The sequence below is a fragment of the Methylorubrum sp. POS3 genome (genome assembly GCF_043352485.1).
GTDB classification, from domain to species: domain Bacteria; phylum Pseudomonadota; class Alphaproteobacteria; order Rhizobiales; family Beijerinckiaceae; genus Methylobacterium; species Methylobacterium suomiense.
In genome coordinates this window covers 3,738,410-3,758,157 of the sequence record NZ_JAPRBT010000001.1, presented here as the reverse complement: position 1 = coordinate 3,758,157, position 19,748 = coordinate 3,738,410, and the positions used below count along the sequence as shown (strand labels likewise).

At 58.4% G+C, this 19,748-nt stretch carries 18 protein-coding genes; 10 read left to right on the top strand and 8 right to left on the bottom strand.

What is annotated here, in order from left to right; genetic code table 11:
* The first annotated feature begins 37 nt into the window (after nucleotides 1–37).
* Both OWC43_RS17380 and OWC43_RS17375 read left to right on the top strand, forming a co-directional pair.
* Nucleotides 38–964 carry an HNH endonuclease gene (locus tag OWC43_RS17380; RefSeq protein ID WP_393957583.1) on the top strand — a complete coding sequence of 309 codons (927 nt, stop codon included), beginning with the start codon at nucleotides 38–40 and terminating at the stop codon, nucleotides 962–964.
* Nucleotides 961–1,911 carry an HNH endonuclease gene (locus OWC43_RS17375; protein WP_393957582.1) on the top strand — a complete coding sequence of 317 codons (951 nt, stop codon included), beginning with the start codon at nucleotides 961–963 and terminating at the stop codon, nucleotides 1,909–1,911. Before OWC43_RS17380 ends, OWC43_RS17375 begins: the two co-directional genes overlap by 4 nt.
* 239 nt (nucleotides 1,912–2,150) lie before the next feature.
* Here the strand turns inward: OWC43_RS17375 and OWC43_RS17370 are convergent, their stop codons facing one another.
* The 3 genes from OWC43_RS17370 to OWC43_RS17360 all read right to left on the bottom strand — a co-directional run bounded on the left by OWC43_RS17370 (nucleotide 2,151) and on the right by OWC43_RS17360 (nucleotide 5,481).
* Nucleotides 2,151–3,209, bottom strand: coding sequence for an endonuclease/exonuclease/phosphatase family protein (locus OWC43_RS17370; RefSeq protein WP_393957581.1), 1,059 nt, complete (start codon nucleotides 3,207–3,209; stop codon nucleotides 2,151–2,153).
* 709 nt (nucleotides 3,210–3,918) lie between these two features.
* A complete protein-coding gene (locus OWC43_RS17365) occupies nucleotides 3,919–4,860 on the bottom strand; it encodes a restriction endonuclease (RefSeq protein WP_393957580.1) in 942 nt (313 codons plus the stop codon).
* A 285-nt stretch (nucleotides 4,861–5,145) separates the two neighbouring features.
* On the bottom strand, nucleotides 5,146–5,481 hold the full coding sequence (locus tag OWC43_RS17360; protein WP_393957578.1) for a helix-turn-helix domain-containing protein: 336 nt from the start codon (nucleotides 5,479–5,481) through the stop codon (nucleotides 5,146–5,148).
* 270 nt (nucleotides 5,482–5,751) lie between these two features.
* On the opposite strand from OWC43_RS17360, the gene OWC43_RS17355 reads away from it, so the two are divergent.
* Complete coding sequence (locus tag OWC43_RS17355) at nucleotides 5,752–6,234, top strand: DUF6508 domain-containing protein (protein WP_393957577.1); 483 nt, start codon at nucleotides 5,752–5,754, stop codon at nucleotides 6,232–6,234.
* A gap of 663 nt (nucleotides 6,235–6,897) precedes the next feature.
* Here the strand turns inward: OWC43_RS17355 and OWC43_RS17350 are convergent.
* Together OWC43_RS17350 and OWC43_RS17345 are read right to left on the bottom strand one after the other, a co-directional pair.
* Nucleotides 6,898–7,326, bottom strand: a complete 429-nt coding sequence (locus tag OWC43_RS17350; protein WP_393957576.1) for a hypothetical protein — start codon at nucleotides 7,324–7,326, stop codon at nucleotides 6,898–6,900.
* 335 nt (nucleotides 7,327–7,661) lie between these two features.
* Nucleotides 7,662–7,931 carry a hypothetical protein gene (locus tag OWC43_RS17345; protein ID WP_393957574.1) on the bottom strand — a complete coding sequence of 90 codons (270 nt, stop codon included), beginning with the start codon at nucleotides 7,929–7,931 and terminating at the stop codon, nucleotides 7,662–7,664.
* Nucleotides 7,932–8,481: 550 nt separating this feature from the next.
* Here OWC43_RS17345 and OWC43_RS17340 point away from each other — a divergent pair.
* Nucleotides 8,482–9,093 (top strand): DUF892 family protein, encoded by a 612-nt coding sequence (locus tag OWC43_RS17340; protein WP_393957573.1) that lies wholly within the window; start codon nucleotides 8,482–8,484, stop codon nucleotides 9,091–9,093.
* A 281-nt stretch (nucleotides 9,094–9,374) separates the two neighbouring features.
* On the opposite strand, the gene OWC43_RS17335 is transcribed toward OWC43_RS17340, so the two are convergent.
* Nucleotides 9,375–10,097 (bottom strand): helix-turn-helix domain-containing protein, encoded by a 723-nt coding sequence (locus tag OWC43_RS17335; RefSeq protein WP_393957572.1) that lies wholly within the window; start codon nucleotides 10,095–10,097, stop codon nucleotides 9,375–9,377.
* Nucleotides 10,098–10,928: 831 nt separating this feature from the next.
* Here OWC43_RS17335 and OWC43_RS17330 point away from each other — a divergent pair.
* The 5 genes from OWC43_RS17330 (at nucleotide 10,929) to OWC43_RS17310 (ending at nucleotide 15,853) form a co-directional block, all read left to right on the top strand.
* Nucleotides 10,929–11,591, top strand: coding sequence for an AAA family ATPase (locus OWC43_RS17330; protein WP_393957571.1), 663 nt, complete (start codon nucleotides 10,929–10,931; stop codon nucleotides 11,589–11,591).
* A 380-nt stretch (nucleotides 11,592–11,971) separates the two neighbouring features.
* Nucleotides 11,972–12,454 (top strand): hypothetical protein, encoded by a 483-nt coding sequence (locus tag OWC43_RS17325; protein WP_393957570.1) that lies wholly within the window; start codon nucleotides 11,972–11,974, stop codon nucleotides 12,452–12,454.
* A 299-nt stretch (nucleotides 12,455–12,753) separates the two neighbouring features.
* Entirely contained in the window at nucleotides 12,754–13,323 is a 570-nt protein-coding gene (locus tag OWC43_RS17320; RefSeq protein WP_393957569.1) for a recombinase family protein, read from the top strand.
* 281 nt (nucleotides 13,324–13,604) lie between these two features.
* Nucleotides 13,605–14,504: a helix-turn-helix transcriptional regulator gene (locus OWC43_RS17315; protein ID WP_393957567.1), complete on the top strand. Its 900-nt coding sequence runs from the start codon at nucleotides 13,605–13,607 to the stop codon at nucleotides 14,502–14,504.
* An 8-nt stretch (nucleotides 14,505–14,512) separates the two neighbouring features.
* A complete protein-coding gene (locus OWC43_RS17310; RefSeq protein ID WP_393957566.1) occupies nucleotides 14,513–15,853 on the top strand; it encodes a type II toxin-antitoxin system HipA family toxin in 1,341 nt (446 codons plus the stop codon).
* A gap of 188 nt (nucleotides 15,854–16,041) precedes the next feature.
* Here OWC43_RS17310 and OWC43_RS17305 read toward each other — a convergent pair whose 3' ends face one another.
* Nucleotides 16,042–16,872, bottom strand: a complete 831-nt coding sequence (locus OWC43_RS17305; protein ID WP_393957565.1) for a hypothetical protein — start codon at nucleotides 16,870–16,872, stop codon at nucleotides 16,042–16,044.
* A 185-nt stretch (nucleotides 16,873–17,057) separates the two neighbouring features.
* Nucleotides 17,058–18,260: a hypothetical protein gene (locus OWC43_RS17300; protein ID WP_393957563.1), complete on the bottom strand. Its 1,203-nt coding sequence runs from the start codon at nucleotides 18,258–18,260 to the stop codon at nucleotides 17,058–17,060.
* A gap of 158 nt (nucleotides 18,261–18,418) precedes the next feature.
* On the opposite strand from OWC43_RS17300, the gene OWC43_RS17295 reads away from it, so the two are divergent.
* The gene (locus tag OWC43_RS17295; protein WP_393957562.1) at nucleotides 18,419–19,099 is read left to right on the top strand and encodes a hypothetical protein; all 681 of its coding nucleotides are present in this window, start codon (nucleotides 18,419–18,421) and stop codon (nucleotides 19,097–19,099) included.
* The last annotated feature ends 649 nt before the right edge of the window (nucleotides 19,100–19,748 follow it).

Genomic DNA, 19,748 nt, shown 5'->3' with positions numbered 1-19,748 from the left:
CCTTGCCAAGCGCGCGGCACTCCACCACGCTCAACCGATGGTTCGCCTGTTCGTCGCGATCACCGACCGAGACTGGTTCGACGCGCTGTCCAGACAGGCGCCGGACGAAGTAAACTTCTGGCAGCCGAGTGGCCGCTTCACCTTCCGCGCCTTGCAGCCGGGTGAACTTCTGCTGTTCAAGCTGCACGCACCCGACGACTTCATTGTCGGCGGGGGTGTTTTCTCTCACGGCTCGCTCGCACCGCTGTCGCTTGCCTGGGACGCCTTCGCGACCCGCAACGGCGCAACCAGCCTCGCCGAAATGCGGCGGCGGATCGCACGCTATCGGCGTGAGGCGAGCCCCCTCGACCCCCGCAGCGATCCGACGATCGGCTGCCGCATCCTGACACAGCCGTTCTTCTGGCCTCGCGAGCAGTGGATGCCGGCTCCGGCGAGCTTCGCCAAGGCCATCGTGCAGGGCAAGGGCTACCGCACCGACGAACCCGAGGGACGCGCGCTCTGGGAGGCTGTGACTGAGCGCCTCTCCTCGGGTTCGGCGTCCGAGGCGGCATCACCTGCCGTGAAGCTACCTCGCTACGGCCCTCCCGTCCTGGTGCGGCCACGTCTCGGTCAAGGAGCTTTCCGGCTCACGGTGACGGACAGCTACGAGCGGCGCTGTGCCGTCACGGGCGAGCGGACGCTACCAATCCTCGATGCCGCCCACATACGCGCCTTCGCCGATGGCGGTGCGCACGATCTCGCCAACGGCCTGCTCCTACGCACCGATATCCACCGGCTGTTCGACCTCGGTTACGTCACCGTCTCGCCGGATCACCGGTTCGAGGTCAGCACCCGGCTGAAGGCCGACTTCGACAATGGTCGTCACTACTACGACCTGCACGGGACATCGGTTCGTTTGCCGCGCGGAAGCGTACCTTCGCCCGACGCGCTGCGCTGGCACCGCGAGGAGCGCTATCGCGGATGACGGCCGACGCGCTCACCGACGCGGCGATGCGTGCGGCCGCTGTCGAGCAGCTCCGCCGCCGTGCGGTCGCGGGTGTGCTCACGTCGGATGATCTCGCGGCTGGCTTCGCCTACGCAGGTGAGCGCGTGCCGCTGATCAACCCCCAGCGCGGCATCTTCCGCCCGCGACTGATGCGCTACCTGCTCACCGTGCGCACGGTCTTCCCGAGCACGGGCCGCAAGATCTGGTACGACGACCAGCGCCAGGTTCATCGCCAGATCCTGGCCGGCGATGAGTTGGTGGATTACGCCTTTATGGTCGGCGGCCCCGACATGCCGGAGAACCGTCACCTCCGCGAGGCGATGCGGGAGGCAGTGCCGATCCTGTACTTCCTCGGGGTGGCACCGGGGCGCTATACGTTGGTGTACCCGACTTTCGTCGTCGACTGGTCGGGGGACGCGTTGACGGCGCGGCTCGCATTCGGGATGCCAGGCAGCGTGTCTGAGATCGTGCACGGTGAGCGCTCCCGGGACATGCCGACAGCGGCGGAGCGGCGCTACGGCCTGCGGCTGGTACGACAGCGCCTGCATCAAGCCACGTTCCGAGAGGCGGTGCTGGCGGCCTATGGGGGGCGATGCGCGATCACGGGGCTTCCGGAGCCGCGCCTTCTCGACGCCGCGCACATCGCACCCGACCATGACGAAGCGTTCGGTCAGCCGATCGTGCCAAATGGCCTGCCCCTATCCAAGGTGCACCACGCCGCCTTCGATGCGCACCTCATCGGCATCGACCCGGACTTCCGGGTACACGTCAGCCCGCAACTCCTGGCGATCGACGACGGTCCGATGCTGGAGCAAGGCATCAAGGCGATGGCAGGACGGACGATCCGCCTCCCCGGCCGTCGTGCCGATCAACCGGATCGCGAACGGCTCAGCGCACGGTTCACCGAGTTCCAAGGCCGAAACTGATCCGTTCCGGTCGTAAATCATTGCCCACCAAGCGATCGGGAAGCTGACCTTCCGAGACTCGGCAAGGCGTTGTAAGCGGGCCCCAGTAGCTCGTGGCGGTGGGCATCACCTTGCGCAATTAATTGCGCGCTACGTCCTCGGCCTCAGGATGGCGTCGAGGGTGCCCTTCACTCACCGTAGGCCTCGTGCATCCGCCTTTGCACCGTCATGGGAAAGGTCAAAACTGCCACCCACAGCTGTCACCGTACCGCCTCGATCGCCTCTCGAGCGTCGCGATAATCCTCTGTCGTCGCCTCGGGCGTCTCCTGCTTGGCCGGGGCATACGGAGCCCGACACACTTCAACCCAGATCGGGAAATGGTCGGATCCCACGTTACTCAAGCGCTCCATGCCGCTGAGCAGAAAATGCTCGCTGTAGAACACGTGGTCGAGGGGCCAGCGCGCGAACGGATACCGCGCGTGGAAGGTGGAGAACAGACCGCGTCCCTGACGGGGGTCGAGCAACCCGCTGATGTTCTGGAAAAGCGCATTGGTACGCGACCAAGCCACGTCGTTCAGGTCGCCCGCCACGATCGTCGGGCCCCTCGTCTCGGCGACCTCGCGCGCGACCATCACGAGTTCAGCGTCCCGCGGCGCGCTGCTATGCCCGGGATGGGGAGGACGCGGATGCAATCCGTGGAAGGTTATGGCCTCGCCATCGGGCAGGACGATCGCCGTGCGGAGCGAGGGGACATCCTCCTGTAGCAGGTACCGGACCGTGGGATCGCGGAGCGGGAAGCGTGAGTAAAATAGGAGGCCGTAGGTGTTGTCCTGCGGCTGCTCGACCCGTTCGGGGTATCGCTCCCGCAGAGGAGCCATCGCCTCTCGCCAGCCCTTGTCCGTCTCCAGCAGCAGAACGAGGTCGGGTGACCTCGAAGCGACGAGTTCTAGGGCTGCGCCGTAGTCCCGGTTCGATTGGAGGACGTTGAGGACGAGAAGGCTTATCCGCTTGCCGGAATCACACGATCGAGCGGCCTTCGCCTGAGTGGCCCAGATCGGGGTGAACGGCAGGATATGGCTCGCCTGCATGACAAGGGCGCCTGCCATCGTTGCGGCTAGGATCAGTGCGCCGGCATCACGTTCGAGCGACAGAAGCCCGACGATGCAGGCGAGCAGCGCGATCGCGAACTGGAGCCGAGGGAAATCGAGTGTGCGGACGGAGCCGAGGTTCGTCGGGACGAGGGGAAGCAAGGTCGCCGCGATCAGCATCACCGCGAACGCCTTCAGGACGATGGGTAAGTAGCTCAAGTCCACTCCCATCCTCGGGCTTCAGGGGCGTTCGTCAGGGCCACCGGATCCGTCAACCGTCGAGGACGACGCGCAGCTTCTCCGCCATTTGGTCGATCCCGAACGGCTTCGGCAGCAAGTGCGTTCCGGCATCAAGCACGCCGTTATGGATGACGGCACTGCGATACGCTCGCGCCGATACGACACTCGCCTCAGGTCGGTCGCACCCGCCAAATCGTCCTGAGGCATTCCCCTGCGCTGCCGATGCAGGGCCACGCACAACGAGGGCTCCCAGGACACGATTTCAGGACACGCGGGAGGGGGCGAAAAACACCCCCATTTCGAGGGTCTCGTGGGTGTTGACCGGCAAACCTCGATTGTGGGGGAAACATCATAAACCCCAATCACTTAACTATGGTGCTCACCTAGGTACACAATAGGTTGATACAGAGGCTCCCCCTGAGGGTCCTCCAATCTGGGATGATGCCCCCTAAGTGAAGGGACATCCCAAGCCCCCTCCCCGACCCGAGAGCGCCCCGCCCGCCGGCCGCGCGCCCGCGAATTGAAGCTGGGCCCCGTCTTCTCCGGCTAGACCACCCACCCCTCAGCTGCCGCACTCGGTTCGGCGCTGCTCAGACTGCGCAATTAATTGCTCAAGCCAATCGACGGCATGAGGGCTGAACTGCCTGTCGCTAGAAACTCGGTCGCAGACAAGACCAGCCTCGGCGGCAGATACGACGGCTCACCTTAACCGCGATTTCGCCGCGGCAATCCGCGCCGCGAGGTCCGTAAGGTTTGGATGCGGGCTGTCCTCCCTCACCGCTGCGCTCGGCAAGTACGAGCGTTTCGACTGGCTAAAGCCGTACTCTACAAGCAGGTCGTCGACCGTCTCCAGCTGGCTGTGATGCATCAGAATGACGCCGGTCGACGCAGCCAGTTCCTGTGCGGAGCGCGTGAAGCCGGCATTCGTTACAACGGCCGACGCGCGGGCTGCATAATGCCTTTGCGCTGAGTATGCTTCTTGAACCGCCTTGTTTCCCACCGGAGCTGAGTAGAGCTTGCATTGTATGACCAAGCTTTTCCCATCCTTCTCGGCGACAATATCGGCGCCCTGGTCACCTGTAGTTTTTGTCGTTCGAACCTGCCATCCCAGTTCTTTAAGAACCTGAGAACACCACAGCTCAAATTCAAGCGGTGTTAGACATTCGACTTGTCGTGCGGCACGAAATTTATCTGCCCCTGCTGAAGCTGCTTCATTGATAAGACCGATCAGCAGCTGACGGTGATTCGGGTCCAATTGTCCAAGTTTGGGCGTCACAACCTTGTTTATAAAGTAGTCCACTTCGGCGGTCCAAGCCGACCGATCTTCGATACCATAATCATCTTTTTTGACAGAAATCATATGCTTCCGCGCCAGTGTCGATGCATGCTCCTGCACAAGGTCAGTTAATGACGCTATTTTATCCTGCTCTAGCTTGATACGAAGATTTTCTATGCGTTGTGCGGCTTCAGGATCTGGCGTGGCCGTTGTCGATGTCCGGCCTTCAAGCAAAGTAAGGACGCACACTACAACCGACGCCGCCCAGAAGGCCAACACAAACCAAAAACCGAGAGAGTCTTTTTTAAATTCATACGTAGGGAGAATAATCAGCGTTGACACAACAATATAAAATATTCTCTTCATATTTCTTACGATCTTATTTTGCGCCGAATTACGAGCAAGAAATACGATTTCTCAATCGTCGCCATACTGCGTTCATAAAGTGTGGGGCAAGCCCCTCTCTGAAGCTTTGTAACAGGAAGCGTACTCGGGAGCTTCGACCGCTTCCGGTTGGACGCGGGGGCCCGCCGCGCTGGTAAGGGAATCGGCCCTCGTTTACGCCCATCTCGCTGATGCACCGGCTGTAATCGCCCAACCACGTCGTACGACGCCGTGGGCTTAAGCACGCCTTGTGCAATTAATTGCGTGCTACGTCCTCGGCTTCAGAATAGCGTCGAGGATGCCCTTCACCCAGCGAAGCTCGGCATCCGACAGAGGCGCCAAGCTCTGGGCGAGTTCGGTCAACGGTCCACCTTCGCGCGCGCTCACACCACCAGGCGCCAAAAATAGCTCACCCGGATCAACATCGAGTGCTGCTGCCAAGCGCTCGATCACGGGGAAATGCACACCCGTGCTTCCGCGCTCGATCTTCGAGATCATATCGACGCTGAGTTCGGCCGCGGCCGCTAGACCGTCCTGCGTCAAACCTCTGCGCCGTCTGAATGCGGCGACCTGCGTCCCAAACCGCCTTCGAAGCCCGTCCATCCTGCTCTCCGAGCAAGACGGGTAGGGCATCACAACGCTTCGCAGCAGAGATCATCAGTACGTCTTTTTCTATAATCCGCCATACCATTGCGGATTATCCGCCTTTGTCGTACGATTTTTGACACGGGACTCGTAATGCACGTCGCAGTTCCAGCGACAGCTTCGGGCTCGTCCACCTCATGAAGCTCACTCACTCGGTCGCACTCCTGTGCGGCCTCTTGTTCGTCGCCTGTCAGAACCCTCCAGCATCTCATCGTTACGAGGCCCCAAATGTGGACATCGAACTACGAGCCCTTCTCCGTTGACGTGCCTGCCACCGTGACGCTCGGCGACGCACTGGAGATGCTGGCTGCTTACCTGCCGGATTTCAGACGTCCGGGCTTCGCACTGGGCCGTTGGGTTGAACCCCTGGATGAGGGCCTGAACGAGTATGTGATGCTTACCCAACGTGGCGAGCAGTTTGTCCGCGAGCTGCACACCCACCGCTGGATCCGCAAGACCGAGCTGGAGGGTTGGGGCGAGACTGCACGCGCGCACGCGCTTGAAGCCGAAGATGATCCTTACGCACTCGACGATGCGACGCCTGAGGAACTATCGAATCTTCTGACGACATGCTTGGCTCTCGACACCCTGATGGAGGGCCAGCACCTCCTTGCCTGTTGCGAAAACGGCTGGTTCCTCCGGGTCGTCCGGCGGGCGGATGCCTTGCTCCGGGAGCTACCGCCTGAGGATCGGGCGACGCTGATGCCCTAAGAGTACGAGAGCGCTTTGGCTTGGCCGGTGTGCTGCCCATTCTATTACCGAACAGAGGCGGGCAACCGGTCATTCGCCCCTACCGGAAGTGATATGCGCTTCCGCCAATGCGCCGAGGCACGGTGAGCCGAGCACCTTCCGCAATTAATTGCGGGAGCTTCAGGATGCCCGGGCCACTCCTTTCGATCACCCTCTCGGCGCCCGCCAGCCGGAGGCCAGTTCGGTAGAAACGGGACATGCAGGCGAGGGCACGGTTGATCCCCAGCTAACCCATCCCCGCCATGTTGATGGGGAGCTACGTTGCGTATCGGCTCTTCGTCGTGTGGACATGACACCGCCCCGCCAGCTCGTGAGCAGATCGAGCGGCGGGGCCGCTTATTGATCGCGATGGGTAGCATCCCCATCTCACGAACATGCCGATCGCGACCCTGTCGCTCGATCGGACGCGGCCACGATGCCGAGTTGGGGTGACGCCGGATGTACGCGCATCTCCGCTCTGGCTCCCGTGGCCGTTCTTGTTTCGATGTCTGCTCGTGTTCAGGGGGCTGTTGGTCTGCTGCGGCGACATCCGTTCCCTATCGCGGCGGTCGAGCCATCGGGCTCCCGTGCGCGAGCGCGCCGGCTGCCACGTGCGCCCCGTTTGTGCGCGGCCGGCGCGTCCTCTCAGCCGTAGGGACCACGAAACAGGTCACCCAAGGCCTTCCGCCGGAACATGGTGAGCCAGCGTCGTCGAACGTGCTCCGGGCGGTCGTGGAGCATGTGGCAGCGCTGGCACCAGGCCGCGAGGTTGGCAGGCGTGTTGTCGGCCGTATCGTGGTTCCGGTGCGCAGTGGCGAGCACCACCCGCGTCGTTCGAACAGTCGCGAGCACGTCATCAGCGCCAATCGCATGACAGACGATCCCGCCGGCGCCGTCCCGCCAGGACGAGGCGTCCTCGTCCCACCACCGACCGTCACCTAGGCAGAACACTGTCCGGCCATGGGGGCGCCGGCAGTTCTCACACCGACCCTTGGCTCGGCCGAACCGGATCACCACCGACAGCTCGCGCCAGTCGATCGGATAGAAGAAGCGGTGCTCGCGCCGGATCGGCATGGTGGGGATCGTGGGACGGGCAATAGCGAAGCTCTTGCCTAAGCCTCACCGTCCCGCTTGTCACCCGTAGGCGATCCGCCTGAGTGGACCACGAGCGCTGGGTTAATCCGCAATTAATTGCGCAGACTGATCCCTCGCCCCGAAACGCCCAGAGGTGCACATACGAAGACGGCGGAGCTTACGCCCCGCCGTAGGATTATCAGACTGTCAGTCTCAGAGGCCGAGCAGTACGTTGGCCGAGCCCACCACGGTCATGGCGACGCCGCTCACGAAGACCCCGATCATACCGTAGGAGAACACCTTCAGAATACGACCTTCCATCTCTCAGCCGCCAATTAACAGCGGTAGCCGCCAGAGACCTGACCGTACTGCTTAGTCGGGAAGTGCTGCTGGTTGGCGTTACCCTCGGCTGCCGAACTCATCGGGCAGCGATCGTAGAGGGGGCCATCGGAGCTGTTGATCGAGCCCGTCGTCGTCACATCGTAGGGCATGGTCGACACGTAGCGCCCCCCAGGAGCGTCGTAGCCGAAGGCCAGAGCGGACGAGGCCGGAGCAGCAACGCCAAGAGCAATGGCGGTGATGGCGGCGGCAACACGGGTCATCATGGTGATCTCACATCTCCTCAACGCAGCGTGCCCGGGTCATCCTGGGCTTCATCGTCTTGCGTGACCTTGATGTGGGGATCGGTTTGCCGGCGTGACGTGCCAACGCACACGCTTCGCAAGGGAACGATCCCGAACCGGGCTCGGCCGTATCGAGACATGGGGGCTCGACGCCGGGCGCCAGCCGGTCAGCCTACTAGGATGAGAGACTGCAAAGGGTGGGAAGCGGTCCCTACCCCGCTGCCCGAAAGCGGACATCCCGCGTGTCGCCGAGGGCGGATTGCTGACGGTCCGCTGCGGGGTAGATCCTGTTGCAAAACGGACCTCGCACCCAGAGCCATTCACAACCCTTCCAGATAGTTGGAAAGTTCGATCCTGAGTGAACTCCGCAAGCCCGGACTACCACTCGCAAAGCCGAAGAGATCCTGAGTTGGACCCGGCGTTCGCTCGCCGCGTTGGCCATTGTGGTCACTCGCATCAACCGAACGGCTCGAGTGGTCAGGTCTGCCAAACAGACATTGAGCCAAGAACGGCGAACACGAGGCATTAAACGATGTCAGGGAACCGGCGACTTTTCGAGGACGGGTTACATCTGCTCCACGAAGCGCATCGGCAGGGGGCGGCACAGGCGGCACGCAACGACAAGACGTCGACGCTGCCAAAGCTCAAACAGATGCTGGAGGCGGGATCCAAGCAGAATATCGTTCAGCAGAAGCGGTTGGACGAAGTATTTGATCTGATCGGCATCAGGCCCGATCCCAGAAAAGATCTAGCGATGCAGGGTATTTGTGATCTCAACGAAGCAGAAATAGCCAAACACAGGAACGCCGCCGACCGCGATCTCATTAACATTGAGTACGGTCAGGTCGCGGCGCATTTCTATATCGCCCGGTATGGGACGCTACGTAGCGCTGCACACTCGCTCGGACACGCCAAAGCCGCCAAACTTTTAGATCGTACGCTTGTCGAGACCCGCGCGATCGACCAGGCCTTCACACAGCTCTACGATCATCTACTGGCACGCCGCACCTCGACCCGCTATCCGCACGAGACCGCGCTCGCCACCACGGCGTACATGCACCCCCGCCTTACGGTTGGGCTCGCGCTTGGCGGTATCTTGGTCGCGGTCGCGCTTTCGGAAGCCGGGCGATCCAAGCGACGCTGAAGGGCGGACGCAGCGTGGCTCATATGTGGGGCCTGCTGCCGTCTGCTTCAGGGGACGGGCGAATATATCTCGAATGGCCGGGTTGGGTCGAGAGCGGTCCCTGATAGCTCCCGGCGGTGGGCATCAGGCGCGCAATTAATTGCGCAGAAATCGCGGGCGCTCAGCCAGCCGGCATCGCCCACACACGCTGTAGGCGTGAGCGTTGGCCTCCGAGTGAGGAGCCTTCCTTCCGTCCGTCTTACCGAACTGCGGTTTGCACCCGCCTCATGGCTCGGCCCGGCCTACCGGGCTCCACGATTCTGCTTGGTTCGCCTCGTCTGAGGTCGCCCGCTGCCCTTCGGCAGCCCTCGCGACGGCTCCGTTGCCCTCGGAATCCACAGATCTAGAACTTTAGTAAGCGTGCCCTTCGCGGATTTGCACCCTCCCCCCTTCGGGAGAGCATCCGTCACAGCACCATCTTCAGACTTCCGCCTGCGGGTAAGCCGCAGCCAAGCAACCCACTCGACCGAGACAATTCGAATGATGTTGGTGTCGTTGCGCCAGCCGGTGAGACGGCGCTCCTCGACCGTGAGCATTCCAAGTTTCCCTGCCTCGCGGATCGCGTTGCGCACGGTGGTCTCAGATACGCCTGCGATGGCGGCCATTCCACCCACAGGCAGACGGCAATCCTTCCGGCGTACGATCTCGTTGGCAATGAGAGAGAGAACCGACTGCTCGGCGAGGGTGAACCGCGCGGCCAGGGCCGGCGGGAGTCGCCCGGAAGCCGCCCAGCGGCGGCGGCGCTCCATCGATGCATCCGTGCGCGGCCTGGACCCTACGGAGATCCGTGACTTGGCAGGCGACGGGGGATCAGCCTGCCGCGCTTCGATCAGGCCGGACAGGACTTCGGCCTCGGCCTCTGTCACCTGTCCCTCGCCATAGGCGCGCCAGAGCTGCGCCGCGACAGCGGACAGGGTGATACGCGGTGCCGCCTCGATGGCGGTCCGCAGATGGTCTGCAAACATAGCTCCGCACCCCTGATCGCAAGACCAGCCGCAAGGAGCGCGGATGCGTGCAGGCAAAGCTCCGCCGTGGAGGAAAACGGGTGTTTTCCTCTTGTCAGGAGCAGCGATTTCGGGGAAGATGATGACGCCAATCGATCATCTGTCCCCGGCCTCGGCCGGCATGTCTCCCGCCCTCGTGGCGGGTTTCGTGTTTCTAGCTACCTCTCGATCGGCCAACTGACTCGGCCGTATGGGTCACCATGCGTCGGCAACGCTTCGATCGCAAGCCCCGATCGAACGTGCAAATTCCGCAAAATCAGATTGATTTCTGTAGAATTTTAAAATAACGGGCTGCACATAAGCAGTCTTCTGTAATTTGCGCAATTAATTGCAATACGGCTTAGCTCGGACTGAGCTTTTGAATGTCCGGTACTTTCTTGAAAGGCAGACTTTTTCTGAGCGCTTACGCACGGTCCACTGACTCCATCGGCGCCAGCCTCTCAGGAACGGCAGAAGGGCGCGCGCGGAAAATCACTAATTGTGTCAACGAGGTACATCCTCCACACCATGGACGGGTCGGACGATGTAGTGGGCACCCACAGCAGACACAGAAACTCATTCGATCGTAGGCACGAGTTTCGACCCATATGCGCCTGGTCTTCTGCTCCCTTGCCCAGATGCCCTTTTAATCCGATACCCTCCTCTACCGTTGGCCAATCGGGCTTTGGGCCAGATGGCCAAGAACCCAAAGGGGCATTTGCCAGTTGGGGCGTACGGGTTAAGGGCCTATTGACCTTCAGCCCATCATCTCATTCGGGCGCGCGGGCTGTCGCGCAAGTGGGAGCTAGGGCAATGGCGGTTATCTCCGTTTGCTCGACGAAGGGCGGGGTCGGGAAAACGACCCTCGTGATCTGTCTGGCTGATGCCTTCGCGCGGCAGGGCGGGAGCGTGGCGATCATCGATGCCGATCCGAACGGGCACGTCGCCTCGTGGCGCGAGCGGGCCGGCGAAGATTGCGGCGTCGACGTGATCGCCGATGTCACCGAGAAGACGGTGTTGGACCGGATCGCCGATGCGGCCTGCCGGTACTCCCTCGTGTTCGTCGATCTTGAGGGTGCGGCTTCGCAGTCGGTCACATACGCGATCGCTGAGAGCGATCTCGTGGTCATCCCGAGCAAGGTATCGGGCATGGACCTCCAGGAGGTGTTCCGGACCTACGAGGTGGTCCAACGCGCTGAGAAGATGCTCAGACGCTCGATCCCGGCTCGGGTGGTGCTGACTCAGATGTCACCCCTCCAGAGCCGCGTCGCGCAGCACGCACGCCACGAGATCCAGAGCGCGAGCATTCCGGTACTAAAGACCGAGATTATCCAGCGTGCGGCCTACCAAGCCATCCATTTCACCGGGGCGACCCCGGCGCACCCTGACGGGGACCCAAAGGCCCTTAACGAGGTCGCCGGCACTCTCGGTGAACTCCTAGAGGTTCTGGCGTCTCAGCAGATAGAGGCAGCGTGAGCGAACCGATGAAGCCCACCTTTCAGCCTGCCCCTCGCCCACGTCCTCGCACCTCCGCGGAAGAGGCGCATCAGCTTGCAGCGGCAACAGGAGATCTTGGGTTCACGCGCCCATCGTCCGCACCCCAGACACGAGCCGAGCCTCCGGAAACGCCTCTGCCAATTGCCCAAGCACCCAAAGCCCCCATTGCCCCTGTGAAAGGGACTGCTCTCAAGTTCGAAGTCCCAGACGCGGTCTGGACGGCCCTACGACAGGAAGCGCTCAATCGGCGCGTGACCGTGAAGTATCTCGTCCTCGAAGCCCTCGCCGCAAAGGGATACAGCGTCGACCTATCCGCTGTGCCTGAGGATGGCCGGCGGATCAGATAGGACTAGCTTCACTTGAACGTGCAATTGATTGCGGAATGCCAGGGGGCAAAGCGGCGCCCAAAATGCACTCTGAAACACACGCTGCTGAAGGATCGAGGAAGACACGTGCGTACTTGCGCCATAGCCGTTGCGTTTCTAATTGCTGTTACCAACGCCCAGGCAGCCCCCGAACCGCTCGATGAATTCGAGATCCTGTCAATCGTGGAGGACGTGCGGTTCAACTTCCTACCTATCTGCTGCAGATACCTAATTTCGTCCCAAGGGATCACCAAACCCGTCCGGAACCTGCCGGGCGTTGGTGACGTGGTCTGCGTACGGTTCACCTGGCGTCCGGAGCGTAATGAGCCTGCTCGCTACACGACACGCGCTTACGTGAGGAACATGAACGGCATCGGCAACCGTATGAAGCTGGTCGACCCTGCCCTAGCGGATTGCGCTAACCCTGAGCTGTATTACATGGGTTTTTCGAAGCAATTACCGGGTATTGATAACTGACGCCTAAAATCCAGAAAATGTAATAAATAATCCTTTTTTGGTCTGTCAATAACATCTTCCTCAATATGGTAGGACATCACTGAATAAGAGATATTTCTCGGATTATTGTAATTTTGATCGGCATTCAAAAGAGGTTCACTCGCGTCCTTTTGGATCAATTACCAGGACTGCTGATTGGATCAGAAGGTACACCCTGTGAGCTAGGGTGCAGCAAAGCCTTCAGAGATGGGTCAAAAGCGTTGATTTGTTCTGAGCCACCGGTCATGTCTTGAGCCACCCTTTGAGCCAAGACGGGCAGGATGTCGACAATTGGGTACGTCAGGGTCAGCACGGGCGACCAGAGCGTCGAGGCTCAGCGGCACAGCATCGAGCAGCGCCACAAGGTTGAGGAGTGGTTCGCCGATGAGGGCGTATCCGGGGCCGTGCGTGCCCTGGAGCGACCGGGCTTCTCGGACCTGTTCAAGTACGTCCGCAGGAGTGACACCCTAATCGTCGGTGCCATCGACCGTCTCGGGCGTAACACCCTCGATGTTCTCGCAACCGTAGAAGCGCTTCAAGCGAAGGGCGTGGCGATCGTTAGCCTACGCGAAGGCTTCGATCTCTCCACCCCGATCGGCAAGGCCATGCTTACGATGCTGGCTGCCGTGGCCGAGCTGGAACGTGCTAACAGCAAGGCTCGGCAGCTGGCCGGCATTCAGCGTGCGAAAGCCGAAGGCATGGCACTCGGGCTGAAGAAAACGATCGATGACTTCTCCGTGGCCACGTGGCGTCAGGAGCATGGTGCCACCATCGCGGCTACGGCCACGCACTTTGGGATCTCGACGGCCAGCGTGAAGCGCGCCTGCCGACGCTATCCCTCCCCCTCCTAACCGTCTTTGCTGCGCCGGTTCGTCAGCCGAAGGCCCTCGTGGATGACGGCGACATCGGCAATGTCGAGGGGGAGAGTTAGGAGCGGCGAAGAAAGGCGTCGAAGCCAGCAGTGGAGAGCAAGAGAGCAGCACCCTAAGGCCTGGAAATGTTATTGCGGATGAGCAGACCAGGTTAGCGCGCGTGTCCAAGACCCACCCAACATTGCTCCCGATCGGGAGCGAACCTAATTAGATCGCTCCCGAGCAGGAGCATAAATCGTCTCTGTCATGATACCGATCGGGTGCATTCGCTTGCTGAAACGCCTGAAATCGCATATATGCACCCGATCGGTATCAACACGCAGTTCTGTTTTATGAAAAAAGAGTCAGATGTCCGCTCTTCGAATTTGCTATCGTGCAAGAGGCTGAAGCACCACGTTGAGAGTGTCGAATTTCAAGCGGCCAGCTCGCAGATTGATGCGCGCGTCCTCGCCCGCGCGCTTGCGCGCGGCGTCGTGAATGCAGTAGATATTTCTACAGGTACTATAAGTGCAGAGGCACTCAGGGAAGCAATCAAATCAGCCAGAATTTCTGTTAATTCAAACATATCTTCCCAAACAATTCCATCGTGTAAAATATCAGCTCATACAATTAACCAGGACATATGCTCAAATCCTCTATTAGAAACAGTCCGTATAACGCAACAAGGCGCTATCTCGGCTAATTCTATAAATTCAAATTTGCTAACAGAGGCAACCCAAAAGAACGTTGATTTGGCTCACTCGATTAATTCAGGATCCGCCGCAAGTAAATTCCAATTAGATAGTCGTGCAAGGTTTAGCATTGCTCCTTTATCCGAAAGCCAAGTCACTCCTACGGGGCAGATCACTTCTAGCGAGCATAATACCAATGCGCGACAGATCCATAATATTCAGCAAGAAAATTCTAATTTGGCTCACAATACTCAGTCGTCCAGAGCGATTGAGCCTAGTAAGCATATCAGCACTGTGAATAAACTAGGTTTTTTGGTGCGAAATGCCAGAGAGTCTATGGGGATGAATCAACAGCGGTTCGCTGATTTATGTGGCGTCGGCAGGCGATTTATCTCAGAATTAGAAAATGGAAAAAACACACTTGAACTAGGTAAAGTAATAGAGGTTTGCTCAGCCGCTGGTATAGATCTATACGCGATGTACAGGTAGATATAAAAATGTCTAGCCTAGTTCTAGAAATATATATCGATGGTTTTGTAGATCTTATTGGCTATCTTGTGAGAGACGAAAATCTAAATTGTAGTTTTATTTATTCGGAAGAATACTATTCTTATGGAACCACGCCAATTTCTCTTGCTTTGCCATTGTCTAGTGAGCCGTACCCCGATCAAGTGACAAGAAATTTTTTCTCAAATCTTCTTCAAGAAAATGATCAGTTACAAACGGTTATCGATCGGGAGGGTTTGGAACGGAACGACGTAGTTGGCATTTTGTACCATTTAGGAGCCGATTGTCCAGGAGCAATATCTTGTCTACCCGCTGGTTCTGGTCCGTTAAAAGTACCAGGATTGCTCAGAGAAGATTATGAGCCTCTCTCGGTTACCATCTTATCAGAAATTGTGAACCGATTAGCGGATCGCGACCCCTTGCCGACTGTTTTGAGGGACCCTTCACCTATTGCTGGGGTTCAGAGAAAGATTGCAATTACAGTGCTACCTAACGGTCAGTATGCTCTTCCCAAGGAAGGACGCCAAGTACCAACAACTCACATACTAAAAGTTCCACGTCGCAATCAGGCTCGAGAAGCTAGGCTTGAATTCGCTCTAGCTCTAATGGCTGCAAGGTGTGGCATGCCAACGGCTATTCCAGAAGTAGTTGAAATCGACGGCGTCACAGGAATTCTCATTGAAAGATTTGACAGATTTATTGACCAAGATGGATATATCCATAGACTACATCAGGAAGACTTTGCCCAAGCTCTCGGTTTACCAGCTACCATGAAATATGAGAAATATGGATCTGCTGATAGATGCTACAAATCTAAGAATATTTCTAGACTACTTAGCAAGACGTCCGATCCAATTGTATCAACATTTTTGTTTATAAGATCAGCAATATTCAATCTTGTCGTTGGAAATACAGATAACCACGCAAAAAATTATGCGCTACTTTACACAGGTGGTAGGTCCCCTTCACTCGCACCGTTTTACGATATGGTTCCAACTAAGCTCGACCGGACAGTTTCTCATGAACTGTCCTTTTCGATCGGAAAAGCCAAATTATTCGAAGAAATAAATAAAGAAGATGTAGAAATTTTTCTCGGTGAATTTGGACTGTCTGGAGCCCGATTGAAGAGATTTTTGCAATCCGAAGTGGTAGATCTTTTGAATAACATTGATATTTTATCTGAAAATCTTATTAGAGGCGGTCTTAAAGAACTTCATGATTTAATTGGAGGAAATTTGATGCGAATTAACGAGGTTATGCAATTAGGCCTAGATATAAAAGTTAAAGATTTTTATGACAACAGCGGTGGGGGTTGGAGTATGGGAAGCTAGTAGTTCCCCTGATAATATAGGAAAATTATTTTGAATTACGTGTGCTAACTAAAATCATAGGCTCACGTCAGCAATGACGTTGCAGGCGAACAGTTCGCCCTTGCGGATGTGGCGACGCAGGATTGCGGTGGAGCGATGGCAAATGGTCTAGGTAAAAGACTCATTTAGTTCCAGGCTACTGGACTAGCCTAGGCAAGCGCGACCAGCCTACTCCCCTCAATCTCCGCCGGTATCACATCATCAACTATAGTCAAGAGCTTACGATCGCAGTATTGTTCAGCTTTCAGAGCAGTTTCAAACATTGAAACGCTAATTGAGATCGGCTTCGGGACCTCACTAACGGGGATTTCAGCCTTAATGCGTAGAAAGTCCCCTTCTTCGGATGCAGCAAGCCTGAGTCGTGTCATCTTCCCATCAGCCATCTTTAATCGTGCACCATGCATGATGTTCAATGCATAAAGGCTCAAAAAAATTGAGACGGGCTCAAAAGCGAGACTACTATCCTCCTCTAGCGATCCTTCTTTTACAAGTAGATCCACAAAATCACGCCAAAGAGTTTTATCGTTAAATGCAAACTGCCACATCAAGCTAAGGCCAAATACTTTTAGTAGATGAATCTCTCTTTCCTTAAGTGGTCTATTTTCTCTGAATTTTCTGATAGCTTTGTTAAAAGATTGCTCAGCTGTCTGGCGTGAAATACCGAATTGCTCTCTTATTCGCTGATCCGGCATAATTTTGAGATTAGCGCGTCCCGCTTGTTCCAAATGTTCAGCGGTTGGTTTGACCCCATTTAACTGGGAATACCAGAGCTTGGTACTAACCTGGATGTTGTTGGCACGCTCTAAGGTGATGCCTGTATCCCTTTCATCGCGGTGGGCGGCGAAGTGTCCAATTTCCTGAACACTTGTGCGACCCGGCCGATGCAAACGGAGGTCGGAGAAGAGACGATGAAGGTCGTCAATCTTGCGCTCTCCGCGGAGAAGGCGTGCAACGCGACGCTTGTGATCCTCAAGTAACATAACTGATTTCGCGCTCTTCCAAAATCGAGTTTTGCACCGGACTTTTTGGACCACGCGGGGCGCCTGTGCGTAACCTTTATGCATATGGCCCCGCACACTGATTACCTAGACCGTGCAATTAATTGCACGAGGGTAATGCTCGTGCTGCCACGCCCTATCAGGCACCCTGGAGACGAAGCTGGTCTCTAGCCGAGAGCGGATAGACGCGGTCGAAAGGCTGATACGAGCCGATCGCTCGTCTGCGCCAACCATGCGAGCTGAGCCTCTTCGTCAGTCGACACGAGGGCGTCCACGCTCATGGTTCCGCTGTCCACGTCATCCTTCCAGGAAGCTCCGATACGCATTCCGGTTTCAGCCTCGATGTCCGGCAGTTCCGCACACAAAGTGTCGTAAGCGGCCCGGCCAGCTTCGCCCCGTAGCCTGAGGAACATGCCGCATCGGCTGCTAGGGCCCTGGGGGCCTTTTTCACGGTAGAGCGTCATACTCGCGGACGGCAGAGCGAGGCGCACCCAGTTGTTACCTCCATGGCTCGGGGGCGGCTGGTCGGGATGTGAGAACTTAGCCTTGGCGATAAAGTGATCCCAGAATTGCCGGTTCGCTGAAGCCGTGGGAGCCGCCGAGGGTGCAAGGGCTTCACGCGGCATGTCCCGTGAGACCGGAGCCGCAGCCACTGTAGGAAGAGGACTGGCGGTGTAGGGGAGAGCTTGCTGCTCGATCACCTTCGTTCGCAGAGCGATTTGGGGCGTAAGGAGGATCTGCCCGGATGGATTGGTCCACGCCGCAACTTCGACCAGGGCGAGGCGCGACCGCAAACCGGCAGCGGCTTCAAGGAAACCGCGAACGGCCTCAATCTCCGAGCGGATGCCGTCCCCGAGCACCACGAGGTCGAATGCGCCAGCGCTCAAGCTGTCACTGACGGCATCAACGAATGCCGCCTCATCGGTGAGGCTCAGCCGATCGCGGGCGAGTTCCCAAAGCAGGTTCGAGGCCTGTCGGCCGATGCGTGTGGCCACGAGGGCGGAGAGGTCGCCGTAGCTTAGCCTGCGCATCAGGCCGGCATATTCGAGCACCTGCCCGATCACCTCTCGCCGCGCCTGCGGATTGCGCCAGAGCTTGCACTCTACGAGCACGAGGCGCCCGCGGCGGGTGACCCCCAACATATCGAGGAAGACAGGCCCGGTTTGGCCACGCAGCGTGAGTTCGCGGCAGAGGGGGGCAACAGCCCCTGCACCGGGATCAATCTCCTCGATTGGGATGACATCGGGATGCTCATAGGCAAGCCGCTGGAGCTGGTGCTCCCGGCCGAAAGCTTCCGCGGAAGCCATGGCTCGAGTGAGGATCAGGGGTTCACTCGCCAAGCCCTCGGGAAACAGCAGAGCGCGTGTCATTGAAGCATCCGAGGGCATTAGTAGAGCGCCTCTACTAAGGGTTGCCGCTTACCGCGCAATTAATTGTTGAGGCCGAACGGCCGTCCTGAAGGCTCCTACGCAAGCTCTCGCGGGTTCCCGCGGGGGCTTTTTGCCGTCCCCATCCCGACCGAGACGCCATGACCCCCTCCGACAGCCCCTTCGCGCGCTGCTACGACCTATGCGAGGACCACCTCGCGGCCATCGTCTTCGAGCGCCTGACCTACTGGTGGCGCCGGGGCACCCGTGTGTTCAAGGGCGTCGAGTGGCGGGCGAAGCCGCGGGCCCAACTTGAGCGCGAATGCCGCATGTCGCCCACGCTGTGCCGGCGCGCGCTGGAGAAGCTGAAGGCCAAGCAGCTCGTGGAGACGAGCCAACACCGTTTCGGAACCGTAGGCCCCGTGCTGCATTACCGGATCTTGCCCCGGGGATTGGCCTTTTTCGCCCCCCGGAATGAGCCGGTTTCGGGAGACCCCGTGTTGGTCGAAAATGCCCAACACCTAGTACACAATGGGGGTATGGTTTCTAAGAACCCTTACGGGTTATCTAACGATAACCCTCCAGAGTTCTTAGATGCGGATTTCCCCTCCTCTAGCGGGATTTCGGGCAAAGAGGGTGGGACGTATCCAGGGGATCAATCTGTCCCGAAAAAGAGTGACAACGCGCCGGCCGAGGAGTGCCCGAAATTGACCCCGAAGAAGAACACCCCCAAAGCCCCCTCGCCGGCCAAGACCGCGATTAAGGCCAAGCTCGGGATGAGCGCGTCCGCGATCCTCGGGGCGAAAAAGGTCGACGGGGTGTTCCTGGAAGTTTGCCGCTGAAAGGGTACAGGGCGGTCCGAGGATAACCCCTAGAATTGACTCAGAAGGCCCAAGAGCGGCCGACAGTACCTGTCCCGCCACCAGACAGCGTACATCGCCTCAACTGCCCTCACGGGCCCGTTAATCGCATTTATCGAATTTCAGATTTTTCAGAGGCCCGTACCACGGAGGGTTCACCCACTCGTGTGCCGGTGGTTAAGCGCGCAGGTACATGCTGAAACGCTTTCCGAGACCGTTGGCTTAAGCATTCCCGTGGAAAGTGCCTTCTCGTGCAATTAATTGCACGGAAGCGTACCTCCTGCGCCTGATCACCATCCTCCAGAGACTGCCGGCTTACGAGGCGTAAGGATCACCTCTGCTGCTTCTGATTTTTAGATGTCCTGAACTTAAAAACGCCTTTCCCGGCGGCCCCCAGGGACAAGCTCCAGGGACAAAAAATTCAGCGCTAAAAAGTACCCTCTCGGGGGTCCTTGTGGGTGGTGCCGGGCAAACCTCGATTGTGGGGGAAACCTCATAAACCCCAAGCACTTAGTCATGGTGCTCATGGGAGTGAATAGAAGGTAGATCCTAAGAACCTATCCCGGTAGGGCTTGTTGAGCGGCGATGATCCCGCAGGCGAAGTGGACGAGGGCTCGGTAGTTCCGGGGCT